This window comes from Streptomyces sp. NBC_01260 (assembly GCF_036226405.1).
GTDB classification, from domain to species: Bacteria; Actinomycetota; Actinomycetes; order Streptomycetales; family Streptomycetaceae; genus Streptomyces; species Streptomyces laculatispora.
Genome location: NZ_CP108464.1, coordinates 7,804,593 through 7,820,497, shown reverse-complemented (window position 1 = coordinate 7,820,497; position 15,905 = coordinate 7,804,593). Strand labels below are relative to the sequence as shown.

General features: G+C 69.3%; 12 protein-coding genes and 2 pseudogenes. 6 read left to right on the top strand and 8 right to left on the bottom strand.

Going from position 1 to position 15,905, the window contains the following annotated elements; genetic code table 11:
• The first annotated feature begins 17 nt into the window (after nt 1–17).
• Together OG322_RS34740 and OG322_RS34735 are read left to right on the top strand one after the other, a co-directional pair.
• Nucleotides 18–2,318 (top strand): excinuclease ABC subunit UvrA, encoded by a 2,301-nt coding sequence (locus tag OG322_RS34740; protein ID WP_329307421.1) that lies wholly within the window; start codon nt 18–20, stop codon nt 2,316–2,318.
• 44 nt (nt 2,319–2,362) lie between these two features.
• Nucleotides 2,363–2,563 (top strand): tautomerase family protein, encoded by a 201-nt coding sequence (locus tag OG322_RS34735; protein ID WP_123467593.1) that lies wholly within the window; start codon nt 2,363–2,365, stop codon nt 2,561–2,563.
• Between the two features lie 73 nt (nt 2,564–2,636).
• Here OG322_RS34735 and OG322_RS34730 read toward each other — a convergent pair whose 3' ends face one another.
• Entirely contained in the window at nt 2,637–3,818 is a 1,182-nt protein-coding gene (locus tag OG322_RS34730) for an FAD-dependent monooxygenase (protein ID WP_329307420.1), read from the bottom strand.
• A gap of 202 nt (nt 3,819–4,020) precedes the next feature.
• Here OG322_RS34730 and OG322_RS34725 point away from each other — a divergent pair, with 202 nt between their 5' ends.
• Nucleotides 4,021–5,985: a chorismate-binding protein gene (locus OG322_RS34725; protein ID WP_329307419.1), complete on the top strand. Its 1,965-nt coding sequence runs from the start codon at nt 4,021–4,023 to the stop codon at nt 5,983–5,985.
• A 27-nt stretch (nt 5,986–6,012) separates the two neighbouring features.
• Here the strand turns inward: OG322_RS34725 and OG322_RS34720 are convergent, their stop codons facing one another.
• Nucleotides 6,013–7,458, bottom strand: coding sequence for a flavin monoamine oxidase family protein (locus OG322_RS34720; protein ID WP_123467600.1), 1,446 nt, complete (start codon nt 7,456–7,458; stop codon nt 6,013–6,015).
• Nucleotides 7,459–8,534: 1,076 nt separating this feature from the next.
• Here OG322_RS34720 and OG322_RS34715 point away from each other — a divergent pair.
• Both OG322_RS34715 and OG322_RS34710 read left to right on the top strand, forming a co-directional pair.
• Nucleotides 8,535–9,179, top strand: a complete 645-nt coding sequence (locus OG322_RS34715; RefSeq protein ID WP_123467602.1) for a trimeric intracellular cation channel family protein — start codon at nt 8,535–8,537, stop codon at nt 9,177–9,179.
• A gap of 95 nt (nt 9,180–9,274) precedes the next feature.
• Nucleotides 9,275–9,843 (top strand): annotated as a pseudogene (locus tag OG322_RS34710) (PP2C family protein-serine/threonine phosphatase); the annotation flags it as partial.
• 96 nt (nt 9,844–9,939) lie between these two features.
• Here OG322_RS34710 and OG322_RS34705 read toward each other — a convergent pair.
• The 6 genes and pseudogenes from OG322_RS34705 to OG322_RS34685 form a co-directional block, all read right to left on the bottom strand.
• A complete protein-coding gene (locus OG322_RS34705) occupies nt 9,940–10,818 on the bottom strand; it encodes an SDR family NAD(P)-dependent oxidoreductase (protein WP_266412735.1) in 879 nt (292 codons plus the stop codon).
• A gap of 47 nt (nt 10,819–10,865) precedes the next feature.
• Entirely contained in the window at nt 10,866–11,222 is a 357-nt protein-coding gene (locus OG322_RS34700) for an SDR family oxidoreductase (RefSeq protein ID WP_329307417.1), read from the bottom strand.
• 80 nt (nt 11,223–11,302) lie between these two features.
• Nucleotides 11,303–11,632 (bottom strand): annotated as a pseudogene (locus OG322_RS41740) (SDR family NAD(P)-dependent oxidoreductase); the annotation flags it as partial.
• Nucleotides 11,629–12,099: a lipocalin-like domain-containing protein gene (locus OG322_RS34695; RefSeq protein WP_123469582.1), complete on the bottom strand. Its 471-nt coding sequence runs from the start codon at nt 12,097–12,099 to the stop codon at nt 11,629–11,631. The pseudogene OG322_RS41740 and the gene OG322_RS34695, both read right to left, overlap by 4 nt.
• A 166-nt stretch (nt 12,100–12,265) precedes the next feature.
• Nucleotides 12,266–13,564 (bottom strand): amidohydrolase, encoded by a 1,299-nt coding sequence (locus OG322_RS34690; protein ID WP_241200453.1) that lies wholly within the window; start codon nt 13,562–13,564, stop codon nt 12,266–12,268.
• A gap of 783 nt (nt 13,565–14,347) precedes the next feature.
• Nucleotides 14,348–14,914 (bottom strand): YceI family protein, encoded by a 567-nt coding sequence (locus tag OG322_RS34685; RefSeq protein WP_123467610.1) that lies wholly within the window; start codon nt 14,912–14,914, stop codon nt 14,348–14,350.
• A gap of 380 nt (nt 14,915–15,294) precedes the next feature.
• On the opposite strand from OG322_RS34685, the gene OG322_RS34680 reads away from it, so the two are divergent.
• Nucleotides 15,295–15,897, top strand: a complete 603-nt coding sequence (locus OG322_RS34680) for a DUF421 domain-containing protein (RefSeq protein ID WP_123467612.1) — start codon at nt 15,295–15,297, stop codon at nt 15,895–15,897.
• Nucleotides 15,898–15,905: the final 8 nt, after the last annotated feature.

Below are 15,905 nucleotides of genomic sequence, written 5' to 3'. Positions count from 1 at the left end.
CTATGGAAGGGGCTGACATGGCGGCTCACCGGAAGACCGACCCCGAAGACTTCATCGTTCTGGGCGAGGCCAGGCAGAACAATCTCAAGGGCATCGACCTGCGCATTCCGAAGAGGAAGCTGACCGTCTTCACCGGGGTCTCCGGATCGGGGAAGTCCTCGGTGGTGTTCGACACCATCGCGATCGAGTCCCAGCGGCAGCTCAACGAAACCCTGCCGGCTTTCGTCCGCAACCGGATGCCCAAGTACGAGCGGCCGGACGCCGAGGTGATGAAGAACCTCTCCACGGCGATCGTCATCGACCAGCGGCAGGTCGGCGGCAACGCCCGCTCGACGGTCGGCACGATGACCGAGATCCTGCCCATGCTGCGGGTGCTCTTCTCCCGCGCGGGCAGCCCCGGTGCGGGCCCCTCCCACCTGTACTCCTACAACGACCCGCGCGGTATGTGCGAGGCGTGCCAGGGGCTCGGCACGACGGTGCGGCTGGAACTCGACCGGTTGCTCGACGAGAGCAGGAGCCTCAACGAGGGGGCCATCGGCTTCCCGTCGTTCGCGGTCGGCACCTTCCAGTGGCAGCTCTACGGCGAGTCCGGGCTCTTCGACCCGGACCTGCCGTTACGCGACTTCTCCGCGAAGGACCGCGAACTGCTGCTGTACGGCCAGGGGTTCACCGTCGACCGGGCCGGCCGCAACGGTGTGTACAAGAACGAGTACGAGGGGATCGTCAAGCGCTTCACCCGCCGGTATGTCAAACCCGGACCGGACCACGCGAAGGGCAAGGAACGCGAGGCGATCGAACGGGTGGTGACCCGGGGCCCCTGCGCCGTCTGCCACGGCGGCCGGCTCAACAAGGCGGCCCTCGCCTCGCGCATCGACGGGGACAACATCGCGGACTTCGCCGCGCTGGAGATCACCGAGCTGACCGAGCGGCTCGCCCGTGTGGACACGCCGGCCGTCAAGCCGGTGGTGGCCGGCGCCCGGGCCGCGCTGGAGCGCATCACGTCCGTCGGGCTCGGCTATCTGTCCCTCGGGCGGCAGACCACGTCCCTGTCCGGCGGCGAGGCCCAACGGCTCAAGATGGTGCGGCACCTGAGCAGCAGCCTGACCGGTCTGACGTACATCTTCGACGAGCCCAGTGTCGGCCTCCACCCGCGCGACGTGCGCCGCATGAACGAGATCCTGCTCGCGCTGCGCGACAAGGGGAACACCGTACTGGTCGTGGAGCACGACCGGGACGTCATCGCGATCGCCGACCACGTCATCGACATGGGCCCCGGGGCCGGCCGCGACGGCGGCGAGGTGACGTTCGAGGGCACCCCGGCCGGTCTGCGCAGGTCCCGCACCGTTACCGGCAAGCAGCTGAGGAGCATTCCCGGGCTCAGGAAGGAGTACCGCTCCCCCACCGGCGCCCTGACTGTTCGCGACGCCGACCTGCACAATCTGCGCGATGTCACGGTCGACATCCCCACCGGGGTGCTGACCGCGGTGACCGGTGTGGCCGGTTCCGGCAAGAGCACCCTCATCTCCAAGGTGTTCACCGCGCAGTACCCCGGGGCCATCGTGATCGACCAGTCGTCGGTCGGCATCTCCCTGCGCTCCAACCCGGCCACGTACACCGACATCATGGACATCCTGCGGCGGCGGTTCGCCCGTGCCTCCGGCGAGAAGCCGGGCCTGTTCAGCTTCAACTCGGAAGGCGCCTGCCCGGAGTGCAAGGGCAAGGGCGTCATCGAGACGGACCTGGCCTTCATGGACCCCGTCACCACCGTGTGCGAGCGCTGCGACGGCCGGCGGTTCAACGACGAGGCCCTGCGCCACACCGTGGACGGCAAGACCGTGGTCGACGTCCTGGACATGACGGCCGAGGAGGCGGCGGGCTTCTTCGACGACGCGCCCGCCCTGCGGAGGCTGGCCCTGCTCACCGAGGTCGGGCTCGGCTACCTGACCCTGGGCCAGCCGCTGTCCACGCTCTCCGGCGGCGAGCGGCAACGCCTCAAGCTGGCGCACCGCCTCAAGGAGACAGGCAGCGTCTACGTCTTCGACGAGCCGACCACCGGCCTGCACATGAGCGACATCGGCCGGCTGCTGGAGCTCTTCGACCGGCTCGTGGACAGCGACAACACCGTGATCGTGATCGAGCACGACCTCGACGTGGTCAAGCACGCCGACTGGGTCGTCGATCTCGGTCCGGAGGCCGGCGCCCACGGGGGGCGTGTGGTGTTCGAGGGCACGCCCGCCGACCTGGCCCGGACGAAGGACTCGCACACGGGCCGCAGTCTCGCCGCGGACCTGCGCGACCGGAAGGACGCGTCGTCCTGAAGCACGTCTCATCCGCAGCACGCACCCATCGGAAGGAGTTCGGCATGCCTCTCATCCACGTCACTCTGCTGGACGGACGGTCGCCGCAGGAGGTGGCGTCCCTGGGCCGGGCGCTCACCGCCGCGGTGCACGAGACCCTCGGCACCCCGGTGGACGCCGTGCGGGTGATCGTGGAGGAGGCGTCGCCGACGCACTGGTTCGTGGGCGGCAGGTCGGTGGCCGAACGGCGCTCCGCCCCCTCGTGACCCGGTGCCGGTGAAGAGTGCGACGGGCCCCTCGGCCACTTCGGCCGAGGGGCCCGTCGCGGTGAGCGCCGGGTCAGCGGGCGGCGGTCCCGCGCAGCCGGCTGTCGGCGCGGGCGAAGCGGTCGCGGATCAGCTCGACGCGGTCCGGGGACCATGACGGCAGGTCGTCCTGGGTGAGCCGCCCGCTGCGGGTGATCAGGTGGGCGTTGAACGCCTCCAGGCCGAGGTCCGTGTACCGGTCCAGTTCCCCGAACCACTCCTGGCTGATCCGTGCGGTGCGCTGCATGGACTCCGTGTCCGGCCTGCGCTCCGCCTCGTAGGCGATGAGTGCCTCGGGCACCGCCCCGTGTTCGTCCACCGCCAGGGCGAGGGCCAGGCCGTCCTCCATGGCCAGCCTGGTCCCCGATCCGATGGAGAAGTGCGTGGTGTGCGCGCTGTCCCCGAGGAGGGCGACGGTGCCGTGGCTCCAGCGCCGGTTGCGGACGACGGCGAAGCGCCCCCACCGCGACTTGTTCGTCCGCAGCCGGTGGCCCTCCAGTACGTCGACGAAGAATCCGGCGATCCGGTCGGCGTCGGCCCGGCCGCCGCCCGGCGTGCCGGCTCCTCGCCCGGTGAACCCGGCGGCCTCCCAGACGTGGTCGTCGACCTCGGCGATGAACGTGCTGAGCCCGGGGGCGTAGGGGTAGGCGTGTGCGTGCATCGAGCCGAACTCCGTGTCGGCGACGGCGAAGGTCAGGGCGGTGAAGGTCCGGTCGGTGCCGAGCCACAGGTACCGCGATCCGCGCTCGCCCCCTTCGGTACCGAACTCCTCGCGGTGGGCTTCGCGCGTCGAGGAGTTGACGCCGTCGGCCGCCACCACCAGGTCGTACGTCCCGGCCAGCAGGGCCGCTTCGGGGGCGGGCGTGCCGTAGCGGATGGTCACGCCCAGTTCCGTGCAGCGCGTGCGCAGCATGCTCAGCAGGACGCGCCGGCCGATCGCCGAGAAGCGGTAGCCCCCGTTGCGCACGATCCGGCCGCGGTGGTGGACGTCGATCCTGGACCACTGCTCGCATGCGGCGGCGAGGCGGGCGAACAGCCGGGGGTCGGCCGCCTCGATACCGCCGAGCGCCCCCTCGGAGAAGACCACACCGAAACCGAAGGTCTCGTCGGGGGCGTTGGCCTCCCAGACGTCGATCTCGCATGCGGGCCGGAGCCGCTTGACGAGTGCGGCCGTGTAGAGGCCGCCGGGGCCGGCTCCGATGATCGCGATACGCATGACACCTCACTGGGACTCGGTCGAGTGACTCGGTGGCGCGCGGGCAGACCTGGCGGCCGGCCCGCGCAATCAGACCAGCCGCCGCAAGTGGCCCTGCTGATGGACGACTTGAAGCCCGTCAGGCCATAACTCCTGTCCGCTGGGGCACCAGTTGAATCAGACCGATCGGCCGGCGTCCGGCGGGCCGAGAAGGGGACCGGACATGGGACCAACGCACTTCGACGTCACCGGCATGAGCGGCGTTCGCGTACTGGACCGTCTGTACGGGACGGCCCCGCCGCCCTTCGCCCTGCTGCGCAGACAGCGCGCCGGTGGGCACGGACCGGGCCCGGTGGAGGTGTTGTTCGGGGAGATGGAGACCGTCCGCTCGCTGGACGAGGCCGGACCGGCCGACGCCTCGCGGGGCCCCGGCGCCCTGGCCCTGCTGCCCTTCCGGCAGGTGGCCGAGCATGGCCTGCGATGCCACGACGACCACACCCCACTGCGCGTCCTGCGGATCTCCGAGCACCACGTGCTGCCGGAGGAGGCGCTCACGCGCCGCCGCGGCGCGCCGGTGCGGTGGCAGGAGGCGGGTTTCACCACGGACGACGCCCACTACGAGGGGCTGGTACGTGAGTTCGCCGCCTCGGACGCGGCCCGCGGGGGGCTGAACGTCCTGCTCCGGCGCGACTGCACCGCCCGGCTGCCCGGCTTCCGCCCGGCGGTCGCGGTGGAGCTGTTCCGGCGGTTGCTGGCCACCGAGTCGGGAGCGTACTGGACGTTCCTCGTGCACACCGGGGGCGAGCGGCCCACCACGCTGGTGGGGGCGACCCCGCAGGGCCACGTGGCCATCGAGGACCGCCGAGTGGTGATGAACCCCCTGTGCGGTACGTACCGCTATCCGCCCCACGGGCCGCGCACCGGGGAACTGCTCGCCTTCCTCGCCGACCGCAAGGAGTCCGAGGAGCTGGCGACCACGGTGGACGCGGAGCTGACGGTACTGTGCGCGCTGGCCGGCCCGGGTGTACGGGTGGAGGGGCCGTTCCTGCGGAGGATGGCCCATCTGCTGCACACGCAGTGCCGGATCAGCGGCCCCTCGGTGGCGAGTGCCCGCGAGACCCTCTCGCGGGCACTGTTCGCCTCCACGGCGGTGGGAAGCCCGTTCGCCGAGGCGTGCCGGGCCATCCACCGTTACGAGACGACCGGCCGGGGCTACTACGGCGGGCTCCTCGCACTGATGGGCCGCGACGACCGGGGCGACGAGGAGCTGGACTCCGCGGCGGTGATACGCACCCTGGACATCGATCACCTGGGCCGTGCACGGCTGTCGGTGGGGGCGACCATCGGCAGCCGGTCGTCGCCGGAGTCGGAGGCGGCCGAGACGCGGACCAAGGCAGCTGCCCTGCTGACGGCTCTCACGACGCAGCCGCCCCCGGTGGCCTCCCTCCTGCGCCGCGGGCCTGCCGGCACCGTCCCCGACGCCGGCGGGCCGGGCGGCGACGGTACGGAGGCCCACGGGCCCGTTCATGACCTCTTGGTCCGGCGGCACGCGGCGCTCTCGTCGTTCTGGACGAAGGGCATGAGCGCGCCGACGGCGCGTGCCGACCGGGTGCTCGTGCTCGACCCGGGCGGGGAGGACCTGACCGCCCTGGTCCATATGGTGACCTCGGTGCACGGCCCGGCAGAGGTGGTCCGGTACGAGGATCCCGACGCGGGCGCCACCCTGTCGCGGCACCGGGGGCCCGTGCTGCTGGCCTCCGGACCGGGCCGGCCCGACGACCCCGGCAGCCCCCGGATGGCGGTGCTCCGGCAGATCAGCGCGTCCCTCGTGCGGGGGCGGCCGCCCGGGGGCGCCCCGGTGGCCGGGGTGGGGCTCGGCTTCCAGTTGCTCGCGCTCGCCGCCCTGCCGGACGCGCGGGTCACGGCCAGGACCGGCACCGGACTCGGCAGGGACGTCGAGGTCTTCGGCCGACTGGTCACGGCGGCCTTCCGCAACACCTATGCGCTCACGTCCGGCCCGGCCGGCGCAGCGCCTGCGCGCCGCCACGATCCGCCCGCCCTGTGCCTGGGCCCGGACGGGCGGGAGCTGGTCGCGATGCACGGCGCGGCCGTCCGGGGCGTGCAGTTCCGCCCGGAGTCGGTCATGACCACCGGCGGGGCCGACGTGCTGCGCTCGCTCCTGCGCTGAACCCGGCCGGGCCCCGCCGGACCGTCCTCAGGGGGTACCGGTCAGGCCGAGCTCCAGGACGGTGCGGGCCGCGGACTCCAGAGCGAAGGTCATCGAGCCGCCGTTGGGCTCGAACCCGGCGTGGTCCCCGGCGAAGTGGACGCGCCCCTCCGGCCTGCGGATCACTGGCAGCAGGGCGCTGTGTCCGCGCTCGGGAAGGATGTACGCCCCTTCCGCGTAAGGCCGTTCGTCCCAGCAGACGGACGCGCCGGTCTCGAAGTGGTCGCGGGCGCCGGGGAGCATCCGGTCGAGTTCGGTGAGCACGAAGTTCTGGCGCTCCTCCTCCGTCATGACGGAGACCGCCCTGGCACGCCACCCCGTCATCAGGCACTCCATGATCTTCCTGGGTCCCGGCAGCTGGGGCGTCGCGTCGCGTATCCAGCGTATGGCCAGGTCGGTGGAGAAGCTCGCGTTCCGCTGCGGCCAGAACTGGCGGCGCATCTGGAGGTACACCCGGACGACGGACGAGTACTTCACCCGGCGCATCGCGTCGTGCTTCGCGTCGGAGAGACCCGCATCGGTGAAGTCGATGTGCCGGATCGCGCTGAACGGGACGGTGACGATGACCCGTTCAGCTTCCATGGTCTGCAGGCTGCCGTGGTCGAGGTAGGTGACCCGGGCCCGCTCCTCGTCCTGTTCGACGCGGACAACGGGACGACGGTAGCGGATCCTGCTCTTGAGCCGTTCCGCGAACGCCTGCGGGAACCGGTCGGTGCCGCCCTTCACCTTCGCCCAGCGGGGGTCGGCATTGCCGAGCGAGTGCGGGCTCGCCTCGTGGCGCAGCCAGGAAAGCGCGGACGCAGTCTTCAGGTCGCCTCCGCGCATCTCCAGGAACATGGGCTCCATGAGATCGATGGCCGCCTGGGAGGCGCCGCGGTCCGTGAGGACCTGGTGCACCGATCGCCGGTCGTAGGGGGCGAGCAGCTCGGTGGCCTCCCAGTCGGGGGCGCTGAGGTCCGGCTGGAGGCTGTCGCTGACTGCGGTCACGTACCGCTCGATCATGCCCGCGACGCCGAGCTTCTCCTCGTGCGGGTGGAGTGCCAGTCCCGCTGCCGCCACCGCCTCCGGGCCGGGGGTGAAGAACCGGCCCCGGGCGAAGTAGGAGAAGGTGGTGTCGAGGAGATCGGCGGTCTCCGTCTCCACTCCGAGCTCGCGCAGGTAGTGCATCGCGTAGTGACAGTGCGGCGTCAGCGTCATCGCACCCGCCTCCGCGTGCAGCCCGTCGGCGAACGGGGCCCGTAACGTGTAGGCGCGCCCGCCGGGCCGGGTGTCCGCTTCGAGGACGGTCACCTCGCAGTCGCGCGCGGCGAGTTCGTAGGCCACGGCCAGCCCGGCGAGGCCGGCCCCGATGACGATCACGGACCGCGGGGGCCGTAGACCCGGCATCCCGCTGTCGAAGGCGCGGCGTACCTCCGTCTGCGTGGCTTCACGCATGGGTGTTCTCCGTTCCGATCAGTCGAACAACAGTGCTCCTTCCGCTCTTGCCCCGTGTACCACCTGCCAACCGATCCACGTCCGCACAACGCAGCGGCAGCGTCGGCCAGTCGGGCGCGGGAAGCACGCGCCCCGGCAGGCCCTGCGCCCACCTCTCCGAGACGGCTCCCGGCCTCGTCGCCGAGGGATCGCTCAGGGACTTCCGGCGGTGCGCGAGGGACTTCCGAAAGACGGTTCGCCCCCTGCCGTGGCAGAGCCCGGAAGGGGCCTTCGGCGTTCGGCGACGCCCATTCCCCCGGCGGAGAAAGCGGCCCCCATCCGGAGCGCAGGCCATGAACCTCTGGGAATCCCGCCGGAATCCGTGCCGGCCGGAGCTGGATCGCCGAATCGGCCGCGGTCGAACTGTCGTTCACGGTCTCTGCCGGCGATCAGAACGCCGAGGTCGGTGGACGGTTGAATCCTCTGGAGCAAGGCCGTGTCCTCCATGGCCCAAGTCGCCCGCTGCACGTTGAAGCGGAGAGTTCAATGCAGCGCTCCCACCCGCGAAAACGACCTTCCGCGTGGCCCCATCCAGCACCGATCCAGCACCGTCGGGCCTCATTCAGCACATCCAGCACCACAAGCAACATGGTCTTGCGCCGACAGGGCCTGGGGCACCCACCGCATGGCGCTCCGTAGGATCTCCCGGCCTGGCTCCAGGCCCCCGGGACACGAGGTGTCCATAGGTGTCGACGGTGACCTTGATGGACAGATGTCCCAAGCCCGCGGGAGACCTCGTGAATGGGGATGCCGTTGGCGAGTTCCGTCGAGGCGAAGAAGTCCCGCAGGGTACGCGGCGTGTACTCTGGCCGCCCCTGGCCGCCCACCAGCCCTGCGGCGAGGCATCCCTATGCCGCCCATTCCCGCAGACCAGGATCGGCGAGCGCCCCCGGCACCGACAAGAGACGCCGACGGCCCGACCGTAACGCCGTGGTCTGCCTGACAGAGCGCCGGCCCGGTGCAACGATCGTGCCTTGTGCGGGTGAGCCCGGCGCATCTGCGAAGCCGGAGCGTCTCATGGGGGTATGCAGGTTGGTATGAGTTCCGAACCTGCGCCGTTGCTCGCCCTGGACCTGACCGGCACGTTCGCCTTCGGACTGAACGGGGCTCTGACGGCGGTGCGGGCCGCACGGCTGGACGTGGTCGGTGTGGTCGTTCTCGGCATGATCACCGCACTGGGTGGCGGCTTCATCCGGGACGTCCTCATCGACTCGCTGCCCCCTGCCACCCTCGTGGACTGGCACTTTTACACGCTCGCCGCCGCCGGGGGGCTGATCGCCTTCGCTCTCAGCAAGCACCTGCGCCGGATCGGGACGGCGATCACCGTGCTCGACGCGGTCGGATTGAGCACTTTCGCAGTGATCGGCGCAAGCAAGGCATTGCAGTCCGGGTTGGGCGTAGCGCCCGCGGTCCTGCTGGGGGTGATCACCGCGGTGGGCGGAGGGACGATCCGCGACACGCTCGTCGGTCAGGTCCCGTCGGTGCTGCGCAGCGGCCTGTACGCCATCCCCGCCCTGGTGGGCGCCTCGGTGACCGTCGCCACCATCGAATGGGGTGTCTATGGCCTGCCGGCCGCGCTGGGAGCCGCATTGACCTGTTTCTTGATCCGGATGATCGGCATCCGTTTCAGCCTCAACGCACCCGAACCACCGGAGACCCGCGAGCGCAAAGCCGATACCTGACCGCTCCCCACGGTATTCGGCCTGGAAGGCATGACGGCCCCACGCGTCGCGTCATGGAAGCATCAGCACCCAGCTGCGGAACGCTGCTACCGAGCGCCCTGAGGGAGCGGACGAGTTTCAGCCTCTACTTCCGTGTACTCCTTCGCGAGGGTTCTCCGCGCTGGACGCACACGCAGGGCAACGTGGTCTCCGACGACGACCGTCCGGTCCGGGTCATCGGCATCATCAGTGATGCCAGCCAGGAGCTACTGGCCGTCGAGCAGACGGAGGAAGTGCGCAGGGCCCGGATGGACCGCCGCCGCCAAACCGCCACCTCAGCGATGTCCTTACAACGGCAAGTCGCACTTCACACAGGGCGAACGGACCGTCCTGACCGCCGTGAGCAGCGCCATCGCGCAGTCGCTCCAGCGTGCACTGCTCTACGACAGGGAACACGAAATCGCCAATGGGCTGCAGGCGGCCATGCTTCCCCAGTCCATGCCGAGCATTTCCGGGCTGGAACTGACGACCCGCTACCGTCCCGCACACCCTCCGGCAGACGTCGGCGGCGACTGGTACGACGCCATCGTGACGATCCGCCGCTGTGATGGGCCAGCTGCGGATCGCGCTGCGCGCCTACGCCGACGAGGGCCATTCGCCGGCGGCCGTCATGGCCCGCACGTCGGCGTTCCTCGCCACGGCACTCCTCATGCCGCAGATGTCAAAGACCAGGCTGTACAACGCGATTCGGCGCAACCATTGCGATGCGGGTTCGGGGGTGTCAGGCCGTGATGGTTGCGCTGTCGCCTGCGGTAACGGCGAATGAGGCGCCGCTGACCATCCGTGCGTCCTCCGAAGCGAGGAACACGACGACCGGTGCGACGTCAGCCGGTTCGATCCACGGCACCCCAAGTGCGCTCTTGGTCGTGAGCAGCTGCTTGGCAGTCGCCTCGTCCTGGTGGGGGTCTCCGTTCGGTTGGCCCCCGGCGTTGCTGATCGCTTGGGCGTAGCGGTCCTCATGCCTGGTCAAAGGCGTGTCGATCAATCCGGGAATGAGGGCGTTGACGGTGATTCCATACGGGCCGAGCTCGATGGCGGCGGACTTCACCAGCCCGATCAGCGCCCACTTGGAGGCCGAGTAGGCGGATCCGTTCAGCGTGCCGTGCTGGCCCTGGGTCGAAGAGGTGACGATGATCCGCCCCGCGCCACGGCGCACCAGCCGGGGCGCAAAGATCCGCAGGATGTTCGCGGTGCCGTTGAGATTTACGTCGATCTGATCATGCCAGTCTGCGTCGTTCATCTCCAGGAGCGGCTTGAACGCCTGAATTCCGGCATTGGCGAAGACGATGTCCACGCCGCCGAACTCGTGCTCGATCTGGTCGGCGACGGCGCGGATCGTGTCGATGTCGCGCTGGTCCGCTTCGACGGCGAGCCACCTGCCGCCGGCCTGGCGCACCAAGTCGCCGGTGTGTGCAAGATCGTGGGCGGTGGCGGGAGGATAGTCCAGGATCGGGCTGACCGGCCCGGCGATGTCGATTCCCGCGATCCAGATGCCCTGGCGCGCGAGGGCGAGCGCTGCCTGCCGGCCGATGCCCCTGGCCGCGCCGGTGACTACCGCGACCCTCGGCTCGGTGTGCCGGCTCGGAGGTTGGTCCGTCATACCACTCCCTGATCTCTGCGGCGAGGCCCGCGTCTCTGGCTGTGGGGTCACTGCGCGGACTTGGAGCCGCCGTCAATCGGAATGGTCTGGCCGGTGATCGACCGGGCGCTGTCCGATGCCAGGAACAGAGCGGGCGCGGCGATGTCCGCAGGGTCGACGAAGCGCTTCAGCGCCTGGATGCTCAGGGCGTCGACGGTGACCTCTTCCAGACTGCGTCCGGTGGTCTCTGCCCTGTTTCGCAGTACCCGCTGGATGCGCTCGCCGTCGACCGCGCCGGGGGCGATCGCGTTGACGCGGATACCGGCCTCTCCGAGTTCCAGGGCCAGTGTCTCGGTGAGCCCGAGGAGTCCGCGTTTGGTGGTGGCGTAGGGACTCCGGCTCGGGTAGCCGAAGCGTCCGCCCACCGAAGACATGTTGATGATGACCCGGAGCCGGACTGTCTCAGAAACGGGATGGACAGTCGCGTGACGTTAAACGTTCCGGTGAGGTTGACCGCAAGGACCGCGTCCCACTGATCGGGATCCATCTCCTCGACCGAAGCCGTGGGGCCGGAGATGCCGGCATTGTTGACGAGTACGTCGATACCGCCGAGGGTGTCCGCAGCGATCCGGACGAACGCCTCGACCGAGGACCGGTCGGAGACATCACAGACCGTGGTCGTGATCGATTCGTTCTCATCGTCGATCTTCGCCAGTGCCCCCTCGTTGACGTCACAGATGTGTACGCGATCCCCGTTACCGGCGAACGTCTTGGCGATCACCAGTCCGATGCCGCCGGCTCCGGCCGTTACTACCACCCGCCGGCCCGTACTCATGAGCGGCCCCCACCGTGAGGCTCGGCCCGGCGCCAGCGCAGCGCCGAGTTGACGGTCTTGCCGCCGGACTGGATCGGGGAGGCCGTGCCCAGGTGCAGCACATTGCCCTCGATGCTCACCACACGCGGCTGCGTCTGGCCGGTCCAGTCGGGAAACAGTGAGATGAACATCGAGTGGGAGAGCGTCCGAGCGTCCTCGTCGACGTGGAACGGCCCGGTGTAGGCGATGTAGGAGGATGCCTCGTCCTCGTACTCCTGCGGAGTGCCGGCGAACCAGTCACCGGAGGCAAACCCCGGGCGGTCGGGCTTGGCGAGCTGCGCGGACATGTACCCGTCGGGGGTGTACATGATGATGCCCCGTGGTGAGTGGCCGAGCGGCTCGAAAGGCTCCGACCCGTCCACCGGAATCTCCTGGTAGGACACTAGATTCCAGGCACCGATGAGCCTTTCCCGAAGCCCCTCAGCCATCTCCGCCTCCAAACGTGCTGAGTGTCTCCCTGTATAGGGGATGCCCCCGGTCACGGCGGACTGCCAGTCCAACCAGGGCTGCGGTGGATCCACCGCCTGAGGTGAGGGCGGGAGCATCGTCCATACCTGGGGATCGGGCGTCTGAGGCGTCGCCGGGTGCGCCGCTTCAGGAGCTTTCGTCGTCGGGGTTGGCGAGGCGGGTCAGGGAGGCGACAACCAGGGCCTGCACGCCGGTGTCCAGGGTGGGCTGGAGGACCGGTGCGAAGCGGGCGCTGTGGTTGACCGGAATGTCCTGGGCGACTGTGCCGCGCTGCTCGGCCGCCCGGTAGGTCTCGGGGTCGACGCAGCCGATGCCCCAGTAGGTGTACGGGATACCGAATGCGTCCGGGATCCGGCTGAAGTCCTCGCTGGCGCTCTGCAGTTCACTGGTGTGGGCACGCTCCCCGAAGTACGCGGTGAACGCTTCGGAGACTTCGCCGGTGATGGCCTCGTCGTTGACGGTCGGCGGGAAACGGCCGCCCTCTTCGTAGTCCGGGTCCCGGGTCGCGCGGGACGCGTCGCACTCGGCTTTGACGATGCGCCGCACAGCCGCCAGGACGTCTTTACGGGTGGCCTCGTCGTAGGTGCGCACGTTGAGCTGAATCTCGGCCGAATCCGGGATCACGTTGCCGGTCGTACCCGCGTGAACGGAACCCACAGTCAGGACTGCGGGCTGAGTGGCAGCCAGCTCACGGGAGATGATCGTCTGGAGGCGGACCACGATCATCGAAGCCATGACTACAGGGTCGATCGCGGCCTGGGGCGCGGAGCCGTGGGCACCCCTCCCGTAGACGGTGATCTTCAAGTTGTCCGCCGCCGAGAGAAAAGATCCGGAGCGGGTACCCAGGAGCCCGGCGGGATAGGGCAGTACATGCTGGGCGAATGCGAGGTCCGGGCGGGGGATACGGTCAGCGAGACCGTCGGCGACCATGCGGTCGGCGCCGTCCCCCGGTTCTTCCGCGGGCTGGAACAACGTGACGAGTGTGCCCTGCCACGCTTCAGGGGAGCCCGACATCAGCCGCGCCGCGCCCAGCAGGCAGGTGACGTGCATATCGTGGCCGCAGGCGTGTGCCACGGGCACTTCCCGACCGGACGCGCCTGCCGCGGTAACCGCGCTGGCATACGGTAGACCGGTTTCCTCTCGGATCGGCAGAGCATCCATGTCAGCCCGCAGGAGGACGACCGGCCCGTCGCCGTTGGCCAGCACGCCGACCACGCCGGTGCCGCCGACGCCCTTGTGTACCTGGTAGCCCCAGCCCGTCAGGCACTGTGCCACCCGGGCCGCGGTCCGGTGTTCCCGGTGGCCCAGCTCTGGATGGGCGTGCAGGTCCTTGTAGAAATCCTCCAGCTCGGAACGGATACCCGCCAGTCCGGCCAGGACGTCGTCCGCGTGGGCCTTCATGCCCATGGATTCGTTGATCACCATTGCCCTGCCAACTCCCAACGGATGGGGCTTGGTTCTGATGGGTCATGTTCCCCTGCGCCGGGAGAGCCTCGGCTGCCGGTCGCGGATGGCCCCGCCTCCCGGACCGGAGACGATGCCGATCGCCAGGAATCCGAACGGGCCCAGATGACGGCCCCGGGCCGGTACTCCGCCGCGCCGCCCGCCCCGCCCCCATGGCTCCGATCATGACGCCGATGAGCAGCACGCTGACGATGCTGCTCTGCTCGAAGGAATTGAGGTGGAGTGAAAAGCGCCCAGAGGCGAATCTTCCGCACACCATCCGCGGGAATCTCTGACAGAGGTCCATCAGTCCCTGGCTCCCTGCACCGCATCGACGAGCCATCCTTTGGGCGAAAGAAATCACAGCCGGGAGCGCACCGCCTGCCTCGGGATTCGATCGAGGCAGGGCCGTTCGTCTGCGGGCCATGAGGAGGGAGCGCAGCCTGGCGTCGCTGAGCCGTTCGATGAGCGGGCCGGCGCACCTGGCGGCCGGCGTCAGTGGCGCGGCGGCGGCCGCTCCGACGAAGAGCCACCGGGCAGCAGGCTCCACCCCGGGCCCGCGAGGCGACCATCAGCAGGGCCTCGGGACGGCGATGGGGCGGCTCGTCCAGATGGCTGTGGCCACTGCGACGATCGCGGCCCGGCGTGGTCAATGAGGAAGGATCAGTAACCGACGGGGCTCCAGCATGCCGACGTCCAGGGTCTACCCCCCTCTGCGGCCAAGCCGGCCGGGACACCCTCGAAGCCTCGCCGTAGTCCGTACCGTCAGACCTGCTTGATCGCGGAAACATCGAACTCCAGTACCACCTTGTCCCCTACCAGGACACCGCCGCCTTCAAGAGCGGCGTTCCATGTCAGGCCGTACTCCTTGCGGCTGACGGTGATGCCGCCCTCGAAGCCCACCCGCTGGTTGCCGAAAGGGTCCTGGGCAGCGCCGGTGAATTCGAAGTCGATACTGATCGGCTTACTGGTGCCCTTGATCTCCAGGTCTCCGGTCAGCCGGAAGTGCGTGTCGTCCACCTGCTCGGCCTTGGTGGAGGTGAAGGTGATCTTGGGATGATTGGGGGCGTCCAGGAAGTCGTTCGTACGCAGGTGGCCATCGCGGTCGCCGTTACCGGTGTCGATGCTGTCGGCCTGGATGGAGACCGACGCTCTCGACTTGGCCGGGTCGGACCCGTCGAGGTGAAGTGTGCCCTCGAACTCGTGGAACGATCCACGCACCTTGGTGATCATGGCGTGCCGGGCTACGAAGCCGATCCGGGTGTGCGCGGGGTCGAGCAGATACGTTCCGGTCAGGTCGGTAAGGGCAGGCGCGGTCACAGGGTGCTCCATCGGGTCGCGCGGGAGTGAGCCCCTCACGCTAGGCCGGACCGGCACTCCCGGAGGACGGGGCCGCGCCTCGTTCGGCCCCGGGTCATTCCGATGGGCTACAGGGAGGCCCACCCGTCGCGATGTCATCGGCCGCCGGCCGATCCTGCGCACGGCGCATATGCGAAGGCGAGCGGTTCCCCGCGGGCCGCCCCCGCCGGTCCTCGTGGTCATGCGCTGTCCGGCCGGTCGGCCCCCTGTGTGTCGTCTCCTCGACGACGTCCATACGCATCCGCCACATCCGCCACATCGACAGGTGCCGTAGAGACAACGGATCGCCGCCCGGACAAGGCACGATGGGTCACCCGTTGCGGTCGCAGTATCCGCGTCGCCGAGGAGTCTCCATGTGGCATGACATGTTTGTGGTTCAAGTCCCGATCGCGGAAAAGGTGCTGCGCACTGTCCTCGTCTACGTGATCATCGTGGCTCTCTTCCGCTTCAGCGGCAAACGCGGCCTGGCCAATCTGAACACGTTCGACTTCGTCGTGATCTTCCTCCTCGCCAATGTCGTGCAGAACGCCATCATCGGAAGTGATAACAGCCTGCTGGGCGGTGTGATCGGCGCCGTCACGCTGGTCGCCTTGAATGCCCTGCTGAACCGCTGGCTGGCGGCTGACTCGCGCGTGGCTCTCATCGCGGAGGGCGCCTCGACGACCGTCATCAAGGACGGCTCGATCTCCAAGAGCGCGTCCAAGCGCCTGGCACTACGCCCGTCGGAGCTCGAACACGCTGTGCGGCTGCAGAATGGCGAGACGGTCGACGATGTCGCCCTAGGGAGCCTGGAACCGGATGGCCATCTGGTCATCGTGCTCAAACCGTCCAAGACACAGGCGAGCCGTGGTGACATCGACAGACTGGAGGAGCGGCTCACGACGATCGAGACATTGCTGCGGTCGAATGCCGCCGGTTCCCACCCGGAGAGCCCGGAGCGGGACACCACTCCATGACAGCGGCC